This is a genomic window from Streptomyces sp. NPDC026246 (assembly GCF_055567995.1).
In genome coordinates this window covers 39,633-55,723 of the sequence record NZ_JBVHPJ010000020.1, presented here as the reverse complement: position 1 = coordinate 55,723, position 16,091 = coordinate 39,633, and the positions used below count along the sequence as shown (strand labels likewise).

Annotated in this window: 18 protein-coding genes and 1 riboswitch; of the genes, 7 read left to right on the top strand and 11 right to left on the bottom strand. The window is 74.1% G+C overall.

The genetic code is table 11. The annotated features are described in order from the left end of the window. The first annotated feature begins 1 nt into the window (after position 1). Positions 2–757: an SDR family oxidoreductase gene (locus ACZ4M5_RS32980; protein ID WP_467742457.1), complete on the top strand. Its 756-nt coding sequence runs from the start codon at positions 2–4 to the stop codon at positions 755–757. 24 nt (positions 758–781) lie between these two features. On the opposite strand, the gene amaP is transcribed toward ACZ4M5_RS32980, so the two are convergent. From amaP to ACZ4M5_RS32955, 5 genes are read right to left on the bottom strand one after another with little or no spacing between them, the layout of a single operon-like run. Continuing rightward, a complete protein-coding gene (gene amaP, locus ACZ4M5_RS32975; protein WP_467742455.1) occupies positions 782–1,369 on the bottom strand; it encodes an alkaline shock response membrane anchor protein AmaP in 588 nt (195 codons plus the stop codon). After that, the gene (locus ACZ4M5_RS32970; RefSeq protein ID WP_467742453.1) at positions 1,366–2,052 is read right to left on the bottom strand and encodes a DUF6286 domain-containing protein; all 687 of its coding nucleotides are present in this window, start codon (positions 2,050–2,052) and stop codon (positions 1,366–1,368) included. Before ACZ4M5_RS32970 ends, amaP begins: the two co-directional genes overlap by 4 nt. Next, positions 2,049–2,423: an Asp23/Gls24 family envelope stress response protein gene (locus ACZ4M5_RS32965; protein ID WP_467742534.1), complete on the bottom strand. Its 375-nt coding sequence runs from the start codon at positions 2,421–2,423 to the stop codon at positions 2,049–2,051. The genes ACZ4M5_RS32970 and ACZ4M5_RS32965 overlap by 4 nt, the downstream gene beginning before the upstream one ends. A gap of 5 nt (positions 2,424–2,428) precedes the next feature. Continuing rightward, a complete protein-coding gene (locus ACZ4M5_RS32960) occupies positions 2,429–2,611 on the bottom strand; it encodes a hypothetical protein (RefSeq protein ID WP_369197694.1) in 183 nt (60 codons plus the stop codon). A 49-nt stretch (positions 2,612–2,660) separates the two neighbouring features. Beyond that, a complete protein-coding gene (locus tag ACZ4M5_RS32955) occupies positions 2,661–3,137 on the bottom strand; it encodes an Asp23/Gls24 family envelope stress response protein (RefSeq protein ID WP_467742451.1) in 477 nt (158 codons plus the stop codon). Positions 3,138–3,225: 88 nt separating this feature from the next. Between ACZ4M5_RS32955 and ACZ4M5_RS32950 the strand changes: the two genes are divergently transcribed. Continuing rightward, positions 3,226–3,945 (top strand): nucleopolyhedrovirus P10 family protein, encoded by a 720-nt coding sequence (locus ACZ4M5_RS32950; RefSeq protein ID WP_467742449.1) that lies wholly within the window; start codon positions 3,226–3,228, stop codon positions 3,943–3,945. Between the two features lie 24 nt (positions 3,946–3,969). On the opposite strand, the gene ACZ4M5_RS32945 is transcribed toward ACZ4M5_RS32950, so the two are convergent. The 3 genes from ACZ4M5_RS32945 to ACZ4M5_RS32935 all read right to left on the bottom strand — a co-directional run bounded on the left by ACZ4M5_RS32945 (position 3,970) and on the right by ACZ4M5_RS32935 (position 7,128). Further along, positions 3,970–4,773 (bottom strand): enoyl-CoA hydratase/isomerase family protein, encoded by an 804-nt coding sequence (locus ACZ4M5_RS32945; protein ID WP_467742447.1) that lies wholly within the window; start codon positions 4,771–4,773, stop codon positions 3,970–3,972. Positions 4,774–4,922: 149 nt separating this feature from the next. After that, a complete protein-coding gene (locus ACZ4M5_RS32940) occupies positions 4,923–5,141 on the bottom strand; it encodes a helix-turn-helix domain-containing protein (protein ID WP_010037790.1) in 219 nt (72 codons plus the stop codon). 388 nt (positions 5,142–5,529) lie between these two features. Next, on the bottom strand, positions 5,530–7,128 hold the full coding sequence (locus tag ACZ4M5_RS32935; RefSeq protein WP_369197698.1) for an ABC-F family ATP-binding cassette domain-containing protein: 1,599 nt from the start codon (positions 7,126–7,128) through the stop codon (positions 5,530–5,532). 246 nt (positions 7,129–7,374) lie between these two features. Between ACZ4M5_RS32935 and ACZ4M5_RS32930 the strand changes: the two genes are divergently transcribed. Then, positions 7,375–7,788, top strand: coding sequence for a VOC family protein (locus ACZ4M5_RS32930; RefSeq protein ID WP_467742444.1), 414 nt, complete (start codon positions 7,375–7,377; stop codon positions 7,786–7,788). Here ACZ4M5_RS32930 and ACZ4M5_RS32925 read toward each other — a convergent pair. From ACZ4M5_RS32925 to ACZ4M5_RS32915, 3 genes are all read right to left on the bottom strand, one after another. Further along, the gene (locus tag ACZ4M5_RS32925) at positions 7,785–9,185 is read right to left on the bottom strand and encodes a hypothetical protein (RefSeq protein WP_467742442.1); all 1,401 of its coding nucleotides are present in this window, start codon (positions 9,183–9,185) and stop codon (positions 7,785–7,787) included. The two genes, ACZ4M5_RS32930 and ACZ4M5_RS32925, sit on opposite strands and share 4 nt — an antisense overlap. Positions 9,186–9,412: 227 nt before the next feature. Beyond that, a complete protein-coding gene (locus tag ACZ4M5_RS32920; RefSeq protein WP_467742440.1) occupies positions 9,413–10,540 on the bottom strand; it encodes an alpha/beta hydrolase family protein in 1,128 nt (375 codons plus the stop codon). A gap of 72 nt (positions 10,541–10,612) precedes the next feature. Beyond that, a complete protein-coding gene (locus ACZ4M5_RS32915; RefSeq protein WP_467742438.1) occupies positions 10,613–11,353 on the bottom strand; it encodes a class II aldolase/adducin family protein in 741 nt (246 codons plus the stop codon). A gap of 384 nt (positions 11,354–11,737) precedes the next feature. On the opposite strand from ACZ4M5_RS32915, the gene ACZ4M5_RS32910 reads away from it, so the two are divergent. From ACZ4M5_RS32910 to ACZ4M5_RS32895, 4 genes are all read left to right on the top strand, one after another. Beyond that, complete coding sequence (locus tag ACZ4M5_RS32910; RefSeq protein WP_467742436.1) at positions 11,738–12,985, top strand: inorganic phosphate transporter; 1,248 nt, start codon at positions 11,738–11,740, stop codon at positions 12,983–12,985. A 33-nt stretch (positions 12,986–13,018) separates the two neighbouring features. Next, a complete protein-coding gene (locus ACZ4M5_RS32905; RefSeq protein WP_369197704.1) occupies positions 13,019–13,240 on the top strand; it encodes a hypothetical protein in 222 nt (73 codons plus the stop codon). Between the two features lie 131 nt (positions 13,241–13,371). Continuing rightward, a riboswitch (cobalamin riboswitch) is annotated at positions 13,372–13,509 on the top strand. A 101-nt stretch (positions 13,510–13,610) separates the two neighbouring features. After that, positions 13,611–14,564 (top strand): cobalamin biosynthesis protein, encoded by a 954-nt coding sequence (locus tag ACZ4M5_RS32900; protein ID WP_467742433.1) that lies wholly within the window; start codon positions 13,611–13,613, stop codon positions 14,562–14,564. 2 nt (positions 14,565–14,566) lie between these two features. Further along, on the top strand, positions 14,567–16,075 hold the full coding sequence (locus ACZ4M5_RS32895; protein WP_467742431.1) for a cobyric acid synthase: 1,509 nt from the start codon (positions 14,567–14,569) through the stop codon (positions 16,073–16,075). The last annotated feature ends 16 nt before the right edge of the window (positions 16,076–16,091 follow it).

Below are 16,091 nucleotides of genomic sequence, written 5' to 3'. Positions count from 1 at the left end.
CATGGATCTTGGACTGAAGGACCGGGTGTACGTCGTCACCGGGGCCACGCGCGGCCTCGGTCACGCCTCCGCGCGCGAGCTCGTCGCGGACGGCGCGAAGGTGGTCGTCTCGGGGCGGGACGAGGAGAGCGTCGCGGACGCGGCGGCCGCGCTGGGGCCGAACGCGGTCGGGGTGGCCGTCGACAACGCCGACCCGGAGGCGGCGGAGCGGCTGATCACCGCCGCGCGTGAGCACTTCGGCCGCTTCGACGGCGTCCTCGTCAGCGTGGGCGGGCCGCCGGCCGGTTTCGTCGCGGACAACACCGACGAGCAGTGGCAGACGGCGTTCGAGTCGGTGTTCCTCGGCGCGGTGCGGCTGGCCCGCGCCGCGGCGGCCGAGCTGGACGCCGGGGGTGTCGTCGGGTTCGTGCTGTCCGGGTCGGTGTACGAGCCGATCCCCGGCCTGACGATCTCCAACGGGCTGCGCCCCGGGCTGGCCGGCTTCGCCAAGTCGCTGTCCGCCGAGCTCGGACCGCGCGGGATCCGGGTGGTCGGTGTGCTGCCCGGGCGGATCGACACGGACCGGGTGCGTGAACTGGACGCGCTGTCGGCGGACCCGGAGGCCACCCGGGCGGCGTCGGAATCGCGGATCCCGCTGCGGCGCTACGGGGCACCCGAGGAGTTCGGCCGGGTGGCCGCGTTCCTGCTGTCGCCCGCGGCGTCCTACCTGACGGGGGTCATGGTGCCCGTCGACGGCGGCGCCCGGCACGGCTTCTGAACCGCCCGCCGCCCCGGACCGGACTCAACTGACCCGTTCGGCCCCGTGCTTGACGCCCTTCAGCCGCACCTCGGCGGGCAGCGACTCCAGCCCCGCCGAGGCCCGGGCGTGGGTCAGGGGGCCGGCGGTGAAGTCGTGCAGCGCCGTCCCGGGGTCCACGTGCGGCTCCAGCGCGAGGCGCACCCGGGCCTCGGGGGCGCTGTGGCGGCCCCTCAGACGGGCCTGGGCCCGGTCCACACCGTCGATGTGGGCGGCCTCCTGGGTGAGGACGTCCTCCACGGCCCGGCCGCGCAGCAGGGCGCCCTCGCCGTCGCCGGTGTCCACGAGGACCTCGGTGAGGCGGCGGCGGCGCAGCACGGCGACGAGCCACCACAGGGCGAGCAGCAGCAGGACGGCCAGCGCGGCGATGACGACGGGCCACCACCAGCTCTCGTCCTGCCAGCGGGTGCGCTCGGCGTCGCTCAGCAGCACGTCGTGCCGGCTGTGGTGGATCCACCACGACGGCACGGGCGCGCCGAGGCCCACGGCCAGGACGGAGCCGCCCAGCACCAGCAGCACCAGGCCCACCAGTGCGAGGAACACGCGGTCGACGATCCTGAGCACCGCTCTCACCCCTTCCGGCCGGGCCGCCGTACCCGCACCTTGAGCGTGGGCGGGTGGGACAGTCCCAGTCCGCCGACCGCTCCGGTGAGCACGTCGTCCAGGTCGGTTCGTACGTCGTCCAGTTCACGGAAGTGCGACTCGGCCCGCACGCCCGCCCGGCGCCTGCGCACCTTGACCCGGGCCGACTGCACACCGGGCACCTCCATGGCCCGGTCGCGCAGGGCGGTCGCGGCCGCGTCCCGGTGCAGCCCGGCCCGTACGTCGGGATGGGTGCGCCGCATGGGGAGCACGGACCGCAGACCGGGTGTGCAGGCGAGGACCAGGAGCCAGAGCCCGAGGACGGCGGCGATCCCGGCCCCGACCAGCACCCAGGTGTCGTCCAGGGGCAGTTCGGCGAGCTGGTCGGCCAGTTCGCGGCGCCAGTACATGCCCGGCCGGCCGGCGCGGACGGAGACGATGTCGTAGAGGAACAGCCCGGTCAGGCCCAGCAGGAGCAGGGCGACGATGCCCGCCGGGACGCGGCGCGCCGACCAGAAGCGGCCCGCGCGGCCGGTCGCCCCCTCGGGGGCGGATTGCTGCGGTGCGTCGCCGGGCTGCGTCTCCCCGGGGCCGGTGCCGCTCTCCTGCGCCTCCACGAACGGCAGGCGCTGCGTGGCGTCCTGCGGGGGCTCGGAGCCGTGCGGTCCGCTCATCGTGTCCTCCCCTGTGCCGCGCCCAGGGCGGGGGCCAGGTGCAGCCGCTCGACGTGGACGACGACCTCGGGTACCTCCATGCCCACCAGGGTGCCCACCCGCTCGGCGACCCGCCGGCGCACACGGCGGCAACGGTCGCCGATGTCGCACGGGTAGTCGAGCTCGACGTGCACCCGGACGTGGGCGACGTCGTGGTACACCACCACGGTCGCGGAGGGCGACCCGGCGGACGGCGGCAGTGCGCCGACGGCCTCGCGGGCCGCCTGTGAGGCGACCTTGGACACGACCCGGTCGGCGATCCGGGTCGCACCGCGCTCCCCCGGCGGCACTACGGCCAGGGGTCGCTCGAGTTCACCGGCCCGCGCGTCCACCTGCGTCACCGCCGCCGTTCACGGGTGCGGAAGAAGTCGCCGGGCTCCATGTCCCCGTCCAGAAACCGGCCGACGACGAAGCCGACGGCGCCTAGTGCCGCCACCAGCAGGAAGGCACCGAATCCACCGAAATACCCGGCGAACGCCAGCGCCATGCCGGCGATCATGCCGGCCACGGCCATGCTCATGCGCTCCTCAGCTCCTCAGCCTCTGTGTGGGTGTGCCCTGACCGGTGCCTCACTGGATCCGGCGTTCCGGTTCCTCTTCCTCCTCGTCGGGCAGCTTCACGTCGCTCACCGCGATGTTGACCTCGACGACCTCCAGGCCCGTCATCCGTTCGACCGCGGTGATGACGTTCTCCCGCACGTCGCGGGCGACATCGGCGATCGACACGCCGTACTCGACCACGATCTCCAGGTCGAGGGCCGCCTGCACCTCACCGACCTCCGCCTTGACGCCGCGGCTCACTCCCGACTTCTGGCCGCCGGGCACCCGGTCACGCATGGCCCCGAAGGTGCGGGACATGCCGCTGCCCATGGCGTGCACGCCGTCCACGTCCCGGGCGGCGAGCCCCGCGATCTTCTCCACGACGCCGTCGGCGATGGTGGTCCGTCCCCGGGAACCCGGGTCGCCCCCGCTGTGCTTGGCCAGCGGGCTCCTGCGCACCGCCGCCGACTCGCTCTCCCCGCCCCGGTTCTCCGTCATGTCAGTCATCGCCGTACGTCCTTTTCGGTCGTCGTCCTGAGACCCACGGTAAGCACGGTTGCGCGAAAGCGCGCCTCTGATGCGGCAGGCTGGAGGAATGACGGCGGATCGCTGGACGCAAGCAGTCAGAGAACAACTGGGCATCGGCAGGCTGCTCCCCCTCGGTGACGCGCGGGACGGGGCGTGGATCGCGGAGCGGGCGGCCGAGGCGGTGCTGGCAGGCGCGGTGCGGCGCGCCCCGGGCGTGCGCCTGGGCAGGTTGCGGATCGCGCTGGCCGACCCGGAGGACGCGGAGGAGTCCGCGGTGCCGGCTCCGCCGAGCGCGCTGCCGTTCGGGCCCCTCCGGGTGACGGCGGAGTTCGCGGCCACGGCGTCGCGGCCGTTGCCGGCGACCGCGGCGCTGCTGCGGGAGACGCTGGCCACGGCGGCGGCGCAGCGGCTCGGTCTGACCGTCTCGGACGTGGACCTGCGGGTGACGGGTCTCTTGGACGAGGCGGAGGCGGAGGCGGAGCAACCGGCCGCCGGGGAGCCCGAACTGCCGCCGCAGGCGCGGGCCGAGGACGGCGACGCGGGCGTCGTGGCCGCCGCCGCCCGGGCGGTTCCGGGAGTGCTGCGGCTGACCGGCACGCTGGGCCGGCCGGTGCATCTCGAAGAGGTCCCGGGCGAGGCCGCACTGACGCACCGCCACGTATGGCTGGAGGTGGCGGTGGCCGCGGACCACCGCAGCCGGGACGTGGCGCGCGCCGTCCGCGAGGCGGTCGGCGCGGCCTTGCCCGACCGGCCGACGGTGGCGGTCGTGGTGAGCGCGGTCGGCTGACCGCGCCCCGGCCGGGCCGCGCTCTCAGTCGCCGACGCCCGCGAGGTCCCGCAGCCGGCGTGCCTGGGCCTGGCGCTCGGCGCCGCGCTGCTCCTCGTAGGTGCGGTCCTGGGCGCCGCGCAGCAGGGCCTTGGTCTCGACGACGGCGTCGCGCGGCGCGGCGAGGAGGGCCGCGACGAGGTCGCGCACGGTGTCGTCGAGCTGGGATGCGGGCACGGCCACGTTGGCGAGCCCGGTGCTCACCGCCTCGTCGGCCGTGACGAAGCGTCCGGTCGCGCAGATCTCCAGCGCACGGGCGTATCCGACGAGGCCCACCAGCGGGTGCGTGCCGGTGAGGTCGGGCACGAGCCCGAGGCTGGTCTCGCGCATGGCGAACTGCACGTCGTCGGCGACGACGCGCAGGTCACAGGCCAGGGCGAGCTGGAAGCCCGCCCCGATGGCATGCCCCTGGACGGCCGCGACGGAGACGATGTCGCTGCGCCGCCACCAGGTGAACGCCTCCTGGTACTCGGCGATGGTCGCGTCCAGCTCGGCGTCGGAGCCGCGGGCGAGGTCGATGAACGACGGCTCGCCGTCGAAGCCCTCGGGCGTGAACGCCTGCCGGTCGAGCCCGGCCGAGAAGGACTTGCCCTCGGCCCGGAGCACCACGACGCGGACGGAGCCCGGCAGCTGCCGGCCGGCCTCGGTCAGCGCCCGCCACAGAGCGGGGCTCTGCGCGTTGCGCTTGTCCGGGTTGGCCAGCGTCACCGTGGCGATCGCGTCGTCCACGGTGAGCCGTACGCCGTCCTTGTCGAGTACGGGAACGAGGTCCTGGTCGGGCGAAGCCATGGGACGCCTCCGATGTGTGCGGTCGCCTTCCGTGCCGCCCGACGGCTGTCCGCCGCCGCACGCCACGCTCAAGTGACTGCACAGTAACCACCCGGCCGGTCAGTCGGACGACCGGGTGGCCACCATCGAAGCCGTGGGGCCACCCGGGGTCAGGCCGTGGCCTTCTTGCCCCGGGTCGCCCCGCCACGCCCACGCAGCGTGACGCCCGACTCACTGAGCATGCGGTGCACAAAGCCATACGAGCGGCCGGTCTCCTCGGCCAACGCCCGGATGCTCGCACCGGCGTCGTACTTCTTCTTCAGGTCTGCCGCGAGCTTGTCGCGCGCGGCGCCGGTCACCCGGCTGCCCTTCTTCAGAGTCTCGGCCACCCGTGCCTCCTCAAGGAAGTGCGCTCTGGTCTCCTCATGATCACCCCTCCGAGCCGCGATGGCCACCCATTCGGCAAGGTCCGTGAGACAAGGTTGTGACGACGGGAGCGCGTCCCCACATCCGGAATCTGCAATTCCGAAGAGCGCCGTCCGCACCACCGAACGCGTCCCGGCGGGAAAGGCCAGGTCAGAAAGGCGGCGCGGCCGAGCCCCGGAGGATCGGGGACTCGGCCGCGAAATCGATGTAGGACACACCTCGGTACGAGGAGATCTCACGCAGATGATGGATCACCGTTGGGCCGAATGATCCCTACGCCGTTGATCACGCCTGCGGCCGGACGGCACCGGCGGCATGGACGCTGCCGACGGCACCTGCGGCACCGGCAGGTCAGGCCAGGGCGACGAGATCCGCGTAGTCGGCGCCCCACAGGTCCTCGACGCCGTCCGGCAGCAGGATGATCCGTTCCGGCTGGAGCGCCTCGACGGCGCCCTCGTCGTGCGTGACCAGGACGACGGCGCCCTTGTAGGTGCGCAGCGCCCCGAGGATCTCCTCGCGGCTGGCCGGGTCGAGGTTGTTGGTCGGCTCGTCGAGCAGCAGCACGTTCGCCGAGGACACCACGAGGGTGGCGAGGGCGAGGCGGGTCTTCTCGCCGCCGGAGAGGACTCCGGCCGGCTTGTCGACGTCGTCGCCGGAGAACAGGAACGAGCCGAGCGTCTTGCGGACCTCCACCAGGTCCAGGTCGGGGGCGGCCGAGCGCATGTTCTCCAAGACCGTGCGCTCCGGGTCGAGGGTCTCGTGCTCCTGCGCGTAGTAGCCGAGCTTGAGGCCGTGGCCCTGGATGACCTTGCCGGTGTCGGGCTCCTCCGCCCCGCCGAGGAGGCGGAGCAGGGTCGTCTTTCCGGCGCCGTTCAGGCCGAGGATGACGACGCGCGAGCCCTTGTCGATGGCCAGGTCGACGTCGGTGAAGATCTCCAGCGATCCGTAGGACTTCGACAGGCCCTCGGCCATGAGCGGGGTCTTGCCGCACGGCGAGGGCTCGGGGAAGCGCAGCTTGGCGACCTTGTCGGACTTCCGCTCGGCCTCCAGGCCGGCCAGCAGCTTGTCCGCCCGGCGGGCCATGTTCTGCGCGGCGACGGTCTTGGTGGCCTTGGCCCGCATCTTGTCGGCCTGCGAATGCAGCGCGGAGGCCTTCTTCTCGGCATTCTGCCGCTCGCGCTTGCGGCGCTTCTCGTCGGCCTCGCGCTGCTGCTGGTAGAGCTTCCAGCCCATGTTGTAGACGTCGATCTGGGCGCGGTTGGCGTCCAGGTAGAACACCTTGTTGACGACCGTCTCGACCAGGTCGACGTCGTGGGAGATCACGATGAAGCCGCCGCGGTAGGTCTTGAGGTAGTCGCGCAGCCAGACGATCGAGTCGGCGTCGAGGTGGTTGGTCGGCTCGTCGAGCAGCAGTGTGTCCGCGTCGGAGAACAGGATGCGGGCCAGCTCGATGCGGCGGCGCTGACCGCCGGAGAGCGTGTGCAGGGGCTGGCCGAGCACCCGGTCGGGCAGGTTGAGCGCGGCGGCGATCGTGGCGGCCTCGGCCTCGGCGGCGTACCCGCCCTTGGTGAGGAACTCCGTCTCCTGGCGCTCGTACTGCTTCATCGCCTTCTCGCGGGTGGCGCCCTTGCCGTTGGCGATGCGCTGCTCGTTGTCGCGCATCTTGCGGATCAGGACGTCGAGGCCGCGGGCGGACAGGATGCGGTCGCGGGCGAGGATGTCGAGGTCGCCGGTGCGGGGGTCCTGGGGCAGGTAACCGACCTCGCCGGAGCGGGTGATGGTGCCGCCGGCGGGCATGCCCTCGCCGGCGAGGCACTTGGTGAGGGTGGTCTTGCCCGCGCCGTTGCGGCCGACCAGGCCGATGCGGTCGCCCTTGGCGACACGGAACGTGGCGTTCTCGATGAGGACACGGGCACCGGCGCGCAGCTCGATACCAGAGGCGGAGATCACGGACAGACTCCAGGGCGGATACAGGGGCGGGATGGGCGGCTGAGGACGTTCCCGCCGTCTAATGCGCGAGGAGAAAGGCCATGACGACAGTCTAACGGGGCGGTGCAACCACTTTTTCTGCGTGCGGGTGTTCGGTTCGTCTCGCCGGGTCGGCGCCGGTGCCCGGTGCCAGACTGGACCCACACCGACCGGAGCGGGTCCGGATCGCTCCGGATCCCGGCGACCGCTTACCAGGGAGTGATCGGCATGGCAGGCACGTCCGGCGGTCGTCCGAGCATCTGTCCGACGCTGCTGTACCGGGACGCGAAGGCGGCGATCCGCCAGCTCACGGAGGGTCTCGGCTTCACGGAGCTGTCGGTGTACGAGGGCGAGGACGGCTCGGTCATGCACGCCGAGCTGGTGCAGGGCAACGGCGCGGTGATGATCGGCACCCGGGGCACCGGCACCGTCTTCGACCGCGCGATGGAGGGCGCCGGCACCACGGGGGTGTACGTGGTGGTGGACGACGTGGACGCGCACCACCGCCGTGCCGTGGAGCACGGTGTGGAGATCCTGATGCCCCCGACGGACCAGGACTACGGCTCCCGGGACTACATGGCCCGGGACGCCGAGGGCAACGTCTGGAGCTTCGGCACCTACGCGCCCGGGACGGGCGGCTAGCTGCCGCCCGTGTGCACCTGGAACGCGGCCCGGCGTACGGCCTTGGCCAGGGCCGGGTCGGGGTGGGCCGCGGCCAGGGCGACGAGCACCTGGACGGTGCGCGGGTGCCCCACGGCCCGGACCTCGTCGAGGAGCATCGGCACGGTGGGCTGCACCGCGGACTCCAGGTGTCTGACGAGCAGCGGAGCCTCACCGTGGTCGGCGACGGCGGCGGCGGTGTCCACCCACAGCCAGGTCGCCTCCTCCCGGGTGAGGACCTCGTGGGCGTCCTCCGGGTCGGCCCCGTCGTGCTCGGCCAGCCACAGCAGCGCGTACGGCCGGAGTGTGGGCTCGTCCAGCACGGCGCGCACGTCCGGCTCGGCGGGGGCGCCGACCACCCGCAGCGCCTCGAAGGCCAGGCCGCGCAGCAGGGCGTCCTCACCGCGGGCGGCCGCCAGCAGCTCGGTGACGGCACCGCCGACGGTCCGGGCCGCGAGCCAGGCGCGGTACTCGGCGCGGGCCGCGTTGGGACGCAGCTGCGCGCACCCGCGCAGCATGTCCTCGGCGGACTGCTCGATGTTCCCGGCGGGGCTCTGCGCGGCGACGCAGATCTGCTCCAGCTTGACCCAGACGGCCCAGCTTCCGAGCGGGGTCAGCGTGGCCTGCCCGTCGCCGTAGGTGAGGGCGCCGACGGAGGCGAGGGCGCGCAGGGCCCAGTCGAGCAGGGGGGCGAGCGGGGCGTCGGCGGGCGCGGGCTCGGCGGGCGGCTCCGGCCGGGGGCCGTAGGGCACCTCGCAGCGGGCGGTACGCAGCTCGGTGACGCGCTGCTCCAGCAGGTCGAGGAGCTGCTCCACGGGGACCGGGCCCGCGGACAGCTGGAGGAAGGTCAGCGTCTGCGGCATGGCCGAGACGACCTCGGCGACGGCGGCGGGCTCGTGGCCCTCGGGCTCCGGGCAGGCGAGCGACCAGGCGTCGAAGAGGGCGACCCACCCGCGCAGCACGGCGCTGTCGTCCCGGTCCCAGGCGCGCAGCCGCCAGCCGGGGCGGGCGCTGTCCCCGTGCACCTCGACGAGTCCGGCCAGGCGGGCGGTGTCCCAGTCGGCCCGTACCTGATCGGGGGTCAGTCCGAGGTCGTGGGCGGCCCGTTCGGCGGTCGCGTCGGAGAGGGTGGCCTTGCCGTCGGCGGTGGCGCCGTCCCGGCCGGGGCCGAGCGCGGTGTCGGCCCAGCGGGCGACGCGGGCCGCGTCGGCCAGGCCCAGGCGTGCCATTCGGGCCAGCTCCGCCGGGGCCGGGGTGCCCTCCGGGGGGCGGGGCGCGGGTCGGCGCGAGCGCCGCTGGTTCATCGCTCGGGGGGCGGCGGCCAGGGGTCGCGGGCGGACGAGTCGAAGCCTGGAGTCGCGCGGGATACGGGACGTCACGGGTGCAGTCTTCCGGTTGACGGTCCGAAAACCCAAACGGAATGTCACCGGGGGCGACGAGGATGGCCAAGGCACCGGCTCCCCGGGGTGCTCGGGGAGGGGAACCGGCCAGTGGTACGGCACTAAACGGAATCCTTACGACCGGTCGGCCGGGAGACGAACGGAAACCGGTTGCCACGCGACGGGCCGAGCTCACCGGGCCGGCCCCTCGCCACCGCGCCGGTCGGTCACATGAGCGGGGTGAGGAAGCGGCGCAAGGCCTCCTCGTAGCCCTTGGGGTCGGCGTTCCACATGGCTCCGTGCGGGGCGTGGGCGACCGTGTGCAGGGCGACGGTGCCCGGGCGGGACTCGGCGAGGCGGCGGGAGAGCCGCCAGGGCGCCACCGCGTCGTCCGGTCCGTGCAGCAGGAGGGTGGGGACGCGCAGCGCGTCGGACGGGGGCGCGTCCGCGACGCGGTCGCCGTAGAGGCCGGTGCGCCCCTGGGCGGCGCGCACCGCCAGGGGCAGCAGCGCGCTCGGGGTGTGGCGGGCCGAGGCCAGGGCGCGCAGGGTGGTCTCCCAGTCGAGGACCGGGGAGTCCAGGACGAGCCCGGAGATGTAGTCGCGCAGTCCCGAGCGCTCGGAGGCGCGCAGGGCCATGGTGGCGCCCGTGGACCAGCCGTGCAGGACGACCTGCCGGGCTCCCTGGCGCACCGCGTGCCGGATGGCCGCGTCGAGGTCGCGCCACTCGGTCTCACCCAGGTGGCTCAGCCCGTCGGGCGAGCGGGGCGCGCCGACGTCTCCGCGGTAGGCCGGGGCGAGCACCGGGAAGTGGTGGCGGTTGAGGAACTCCATGACGTTGAGGGCGAGTTCCCGGCTGGTGCCCAGTCCGTGCACGGTGATCACCCAGGTCTCCCGGACGCCGGGGACGAACCAGGCGGGCAGGGGGCCGAGTTCGCCGATGATGTCGACGTCCTCGTACGCCAGACCCAGGGCGGTGCGGGGGTTGCCGACGTACACGTTGGGGGTCAGCCAGGCCTTGTCGCCACGCTGGAAGGAGCCGTGGGTGACGGTCTCCAGGCGGCGCACGACGGTGTCGGCGGTGGGTGAGGCGCCCTGGAGGACGGGGCCGACGACGGCGTGGGAGCCGTCCCCGGCCAGGCCGTAGCGGCCGGGTCGCAGGGCGGCGAGGTCCCGGGTGAGGCTGATCTGCCCGGCGGCCGTGCCGTGGACCGTGAGCCGCGGCTCGGTGGGCAGCGGACGGCCCGGTGGCGCCTTGAGCGCGGCGTGGCTGGCGAACCGGCCGGCGGCCACCGCGGCGGCACCGGCCCCTAGGACGGCGGTGACGGCAGCGGCCGTCGCTTTGACAGTGCGCACCGCTCCAGTGTCCTGGCCGGGCCGCCGCGCGACCAGCGGGAGGGGGCCGCGGGGTGATGCGCCGCCGTGCGGTCAGCCGCGCTGGCCGTAGCCGCGCAGGCGTTCCTCCACCTCGGCCACCTGCTGCCGGGACAGCAGGCTGGGGCTCCGGCCGGGCACGGAGGCGGCGGTGAGCCAGACGCGGCACATCCACTCCAGCTGGGCCGTGCGGTCGTAGGCCTGGGCGAGGGTGGCGCCGTGGGTGAGGGTGCCGTGGTTCTGCAGGAGGCAGCCGGAGCGGCCGTCGAGGGCCCGGAGCATGTGCGCGGCGAGCTCGTCGGTGCCGTAGGTGGCGTAGGGGGCGACCCGGACCGGTCCGCCGAGGGCGGCGGCCATGTAGTGGATCAGCGGGAGCTCGGTGACGAGCGTGGAGACGGCCGTGGCGTGGACGGCGTGGGTGTGGACGACGGCCCCGGCGCCCGTGGAGCGGTACACCGCCAGGTGCATGGGCAGTTCGCTGGTCGGGACGAGGGTGCCGAGGACCTGCCGTCCGTCGAGGCCGACGCCGGTCAAGTCGCCGGGCGCGAGCCGGTCGTAGGGGACGCCGGAGGGGGTGACCAGGACGGTGTCGCCGACGCGCACCGAGACGTTGCCCGAGGTGCCCACGACGAGCCCTTCGGTCACCGTCCGGCGGGCCGTCGCGACGAGTTCCTCCCAGGCGCGCGCCTCCTCGGGCGTGGCCCCTCGGGCCTGCGCCTCCCCCACGCCCCGCGCGCCCTGCGCCTCCCCCGTGTTCCGTCCGTCGTGCCGGGTGCCGTCCCGCTGCTCAGCCATGCGGCGATCCTGCCAGGCGGGTGCGCAACGCGCCCCGGGCCGGGGCGCGTTCCGGCCGGGCGCGGGCGGCGCACTTCGCCCGTATACGGCCGGGGCTCCCGGCGGCCGGCGGCCCGGGCGCCGGCACGCCCTCCCCCGTGATCACCCCTGGTCGATCACCCGTCACTACGCGTCGGGTACTCTGCCTGTGGGCTGCCGCGGTCACTCGATCGGCTGAAGCGGTACGCGCGAGGGATCCGGTCGCCGGAGGGCGGGGACCCTGACAGCAGGGCGGAACGGCAACCCTCGTTTGTGGACACTCCCGCGCCCCTCCCAGTTCATCTTCCGTTCACTCGGGTTACCTACGTTCGTCCAGCCAACGACCTCGAACGATTGCCTGGGTAAATGGAAAGCTTCTCGCTGATCCTCGCGATTGTGGTGGTAACCGCACTCGCGTTCGATTTCACGAACGGTTTCCACGACACCGCGAACGCGATGGCCACGACCATTTCCACGGGCGCCATGAAGCCCAAGGTCGCGGTCGCCATGTCCGCCGTCCTCAACCTGGTCGGCGCCTTCCTCTCCGTGGAAGTCGCCAACACGATCTCCAAAGGCCTCGTCGACGAGGCCGGCATCCGGCCCGAGGTCATCTTCGCCGCCCTGGTCGGCGCGATCCTCTGGAACCTGCTCACGTGGCTGGTCGGCCTGCCGTCCAGTTCCTCGCACGCCCTGATGGGCGGCCTGATCGGCGCCACGATCGCCTCGGCGGGCGCCGGCGCGGTGCACGGCGACGTGCTGGTCACCAAGGTGCTGCTCCCGGCGATCGCCGCGCCGCTGGTCGCGGGCATCGCGGCGATGCTCGGCGCGCGGCTGACCTACAGGCTGGGCAAGCGGGCCGAGGACACGGAGTCCGCCAAGAAGGGCTACCGGGCCGGCCAGATCGCCTCGGCGGGACTGGTCTCCCTGGCGCACGGCACCAACGACGCGCAGAAGACGATGGGCATCATCACCCTCGCCCTGGTCGCCGGCGGCACCCTCGCCCCGGACTCCGACCCGCCCACCTGGGTCATCCTCTCCGCGGGCGTCGCGATCGCGCTCGGCACCTACCTGGGCGGCTGGCGCATCATCCGCACCATGGGCAAGGGCCTGACCGACCTCCAGCCGCAGCAGGGCTTCGCCGCCCAGACCAGCGCGGCCACGGTCATCCTGGCCTCCTCGCACCTCGGCTTCTCCCTGTCCACCACGCACTCCGTCTCCGGCGCCGTGATGGGCGCGGGCCTCGGCCGCAAGGGCGGCGTGGTCCGCTGGTCGACGGCGACGCGGATGTTCGTCGCCTGGGGCCTGACGCTGCCGGCCGCCGCCCTGGTGGGCGCGCTCGCCGAGTACGTCACGGGCCTCGGTGACTGGGGCACCGCCGTGGTGGCCGTCTTCCTGGTCGCCTCCAGCGCGGTCATCTGGAAGATCTCGCGGCGCGAGGTCGTCGACCACACCAACGTCAACGACACCGCGGAGGCGGAGCCGGCCGGCGTGGTGACCACGGCGATGGCCGCGGTGACGCCGCCGCCCGTCGGCCACGTCGCCGAGGAGCCGGTCCCGGCGTTCCCGGCGCAGGCCACCTCCGAGCGGGCCCCCTCCACGACCACCCCGGTCTGATCCTGCCACCGGTAACAAGGAAGAGTCACTGAGATGAAGATCGACTGGGCGGCCCTCGGTTCCGTCTTCGGCGTCAGCCTCGTGGTCACCGTGGCCCTGGTGGGCCTGTTCACCCTCGGCATCACCGGCCTGTCCCGCCGCGAGCGGGCGGCCGCCGAGGGCGGCTCCGCGGGCCTCGCCGTCACCGGCGCCTACGCCTGCTTCGCCGCGTGCGCGGCGGCCGTGGGCTACGGCATCTACCTGATCATGGCCTGACGGCCGCACATCACGAGCGCGTCCAGCCGGGCGGCACGGGACCTCGGGTCCCGTGCCGCCCGGCACGTGTGTGACCGGGGGGATGTGGGCTTCTGCACACTCTCCCCGCGCAGGTCAACGGCAAGTTGACGGTTGTTCGCGGCCGTGGTGGACTGCCGGGGCCAATACGGCGGCAGGAGAGGAAGCCGGTGCGAGTCCGGCGCGGTCCCGCCACTGTCACCGGGGCGCACGCCCCGGGAGCCAGGAACTCTCACCGCCGGTCTCTTCGAACCAGGGCGTGGACACCCTGAGTGAGGACACATCGCCATGCGCGGCTGCCGACCGAGGCCCCACACCCCGCCTGCGACCTCCCCCACGGCCGGCTGAGCCGATGGGTGCCGGTCGCGTCTTCGCGTACGGCGCCGCCGCCGGCCTGATCGGTGACCTGCTGCTCGGCGATCCCCGCCGGGGGCATCCGGTCGCCGCGTTCGGGCGGGCCGCGGGCGCCGTGGAACGGGTGCTGTGGCGGGACCACCGCGGGTGGGGCGCGCTGCACACCGCCGTGTGCGCCGGAGGAGCCGTCGCTCTCGGATGCGCCGCCGCACGCGCCGTGCGGGGCTCCGCCGTCGCCTCCGTCGCCCTGACCGGCGCCGCCACCTGGGCCGTGGTCGGGGGGACGTCGCTGGCGCGGGAGGCCTCGGCGATCGGCCGGGCCCTGGAGGCCGGGGACGTGGAGGCCGCCCGGGCCCGGTTGCCGCACCTGTGCGGACGGGATCCGCAGGCCCTCGACGCCGACGGCATCGCCCGGGCCGTGGTCGAGTCCGTCGCCGAGAACACCTCCGACGCGGTGGTGGGGGCCCTGGTCTGGGGAGCCGCCGGCGGAGTTCCGGGGCTGCTCGGGTTCCGGGCCGTGAACACCCTGGACGCCATGGTCGGGCACAAGTCGGCCCGCCACCGGCGCTACGGCTGGGCCTCGGCCCGGCTGGACGACGTCGCGGGGTGGCCGGGCGCCCGCCTGACCGCCGCGCTCGCGGCCCTGGCCGGCCCGGATCCGCGCGGGGCCGTACGGGCCTGGCGGGCGGACGCCGGGCTGCATCCGAGCCCCAACGCCGGTCCGGTGGAGGCCTCGTTCGCCGGGGCGCTCGGCGTGCGGCTCGGCGGGACGCTGTCGTACGGCGGGCGGGTGGAGCACCGGCCCGTGCTGAACTCCGGGGGGCGTGCCGTCGTCACGGACGACGTGGAACGGGCCGTGCGGCTGTCGCGGCGGGTGAGCTGGCTGGCGCTCGGGGTGTGCGCCGGTGCCCGGCTGCTGACCGGTGCGCGACGGAAGAACAAGGGGAGATGAGCATGCGCGGTGGGCTTCTCGTGGCCGGCACCACCTCCGACGCGGGCAAGAGCGTCGTGACGGCGGGCATCTGCCGGTGGCTGGTGCGCCAGGGCGTGAAGGTCGCGCCCTTCAAGGCGCAGAACATGTCGCTCAACTCCTTCGTGACGAGGGAGGGCGCGGAGATCGGCCGGGCCCAGGCCATGCAGGCGCAGGCCTGCCGGGTCGAGCCGGCCGCGCTGATGAACCCGGTGCTGCTCAAGCCCGGGGGTGAGCAGAGCAGCCAGGTCGTGCTGCTGGGCAAGCCGGTCGGGGAGATGAGCGCGCGCGGCTACCACGGCGGGCGGCAACAGCGGCTGCTCGGGACGGTGCTGGACTGCCTGGAGCAGTTGCGGGGCACGTATGACGCGGTGATCTGCGAGGGGGCCGGGTCGCCCGCCGAGATCAACCTGCGGCGGACCGACATCGTCAACATGGGCATCGCGCGGAACGCCGGGCTGCCCGTGCTCGTCGTCGGCGACATCGACCGGGGCGGTGTCTTCGCCTCGTTCTTCGGGACGGTGGCGCTGCTGTCCCCCCAGGACCAGGAGTGCGTCGCCGGGTACCTCGTCAACAAGTTCCGCGGGGACCTCTCCCTGCTGGAACCCGGGCTGGAGATGCTGGAGGGCCTCACCGGGCGGCGGACGTACGGTGTGCTGCCGTTCCGGCACGGGCTGGGCATCGACGAGGAGGACGGGCTGCGGGTCTCGCTGCGCGGGACCGTGCGCGAGTCGGCCGTCGCGCCGCCCGTCGGCGAGGACGTGCTGCGCGTCGCGGTGTGCGCCGTGCCGCTGATGTCCAACTTCACCGACGTCGACGCGCTGGCCGCCGAACCGGGCGTCGTGGTGCGGTTCGTGGACCGGCCGGAGGAGCTGGCCGACGCCGACCTGGTCGTCGTGCCCGGCACCCGCGGGACCGTCCGCGCGCTGGAGTGGCTGCGCGAGCGGGGACTGGCCGAGGCGCTGGCCCGCCGGGCCGCCGAGCAGCGGCCCGTCCTCGGCGTCTGCGGCGGCTTCCAGATCCTCGGCGAGCACATCGAGGACGACGTCGAGAGCCGGCGCGGGAAGGTCGACGGGCTCGGACTGCTGCCCGTGCGGGTGCGGTTCGCGCGCGAGAAGACCCTCACCCGGCCGGCCGGCGAGGCCCTCGGGGAGCACGTCGAGGGCTACGAGATCCACCACGGGGTCGCCGACGTCCAGGGCGGCACGCCGTTCCTGGACGGCTGCCGGGTCGGCCAGACCTGGGGCACGCACTGGCACGGCTCGCTGGAGTCGGACGGTTTCCGCCGGGCGTTCCTGCGCGAGGTCGCCGCCGCCGCGGGCCGGCGTTTCGTGCCGGCCCCGGACACCTCGTTCGCCGCGCTGCGCGAGGAGCAGCTCGACCGGCTCGGCGACCTGATCGAACAGCACGCGGACACCGACGCGTTGTGGCGGCTCATCGAGTCCGGCCCGCCGAAGGGCCTGCCCTTCGTGCCGCCGGGGGCTCCCGCGTGAGCGGCGCGCCCCGGGC

Coding starts and splice junctions, on each gene's coding strand:
- ACZ4M5_RS32980 (WP_467742457.1), top strand. CDS start 2: ATGGATCTTGGACTGAAGGACCGGGTGTACGTCGTCACCGGGGCCACG.
- ACZ4M5_RS32970 (WP_467742453.1), bottom strand. CDS start 2,052: ATGAGCGGACCGCACGGCTCCGAGCCCCCGCAGGACGCCACGCAGCGC.
- ACZ4M5_RS32960 (WP_369197694.1), bottom strand. CDS start 2,611: ATGAGCATGGCCGTGGCCGGCATGATCGCCGGCATGGCGCTGGCGTTC.
- ACZ4M5_RS32955 (WP_467742451.1), bottom strand. CDS start 3,137: ATGACTGACATGACGGAGAACCGGGGCGGGGAGAGCGAGTCGGCGGCG.
- ACZ4M5_RS32950 (WP_467742449.1), top strand. CDS start 3,226: ATGACGGCGGATCGCTGGACGCAAGCAGTCAGAGAACAACTGGGCATC.
- ACZ4M5_RS32945 (WP_467742447.1), bottom strand. CDS start 4,773: ATGGCTTCGCCCGACCAGGACCTCGTTCCCGTACTCGACAAGGACGGC.
- ACZ4M5_RS32930 (WP_467742444.1), top strand. CDS start 7,375: ATGGCAGGCACGTCCGGCGGTCGTCCGAGCATCTGTCCGACGCTGCTG.
- ACZ4M5_RS32915 (WP_467742438.1), bottom strand. CDS start 11,353: ATGGCTGAGCAGCGGGACGGCACCCGGCACGACGGACGGAACACGGGG.
- ACZ4M5_RS32910 (WP_467742436.1), top strand. CDS start 11,738: ATGGAAAGCTTCTCGCTGATCCTCGCGATTGTGGTGGTAACCGCACTC.
- ACZ4M5_RS32905 (WP_369197704.1), top strand. CDS start 13,019: ATGAAGATCGACTGGGCGGCCCTCGGTTCCGTCTTCGGCGTCAGCCTC.
- ACZ4M5_RS32900 (WP_467742433.1), top strand. CDS start 13,611: ATGGGTGCCGGTCGCGTCTTCGCGTACGGCGCCGCCGCCGGCCTGATC.
- ACZ4M5_RS32895 (WP_467742431.1), top strand. CDS start 14,567: ATGCGCGGTGGGCTTCTCGTGGCCGGCACCACCTCCGACGCGGGCAAG.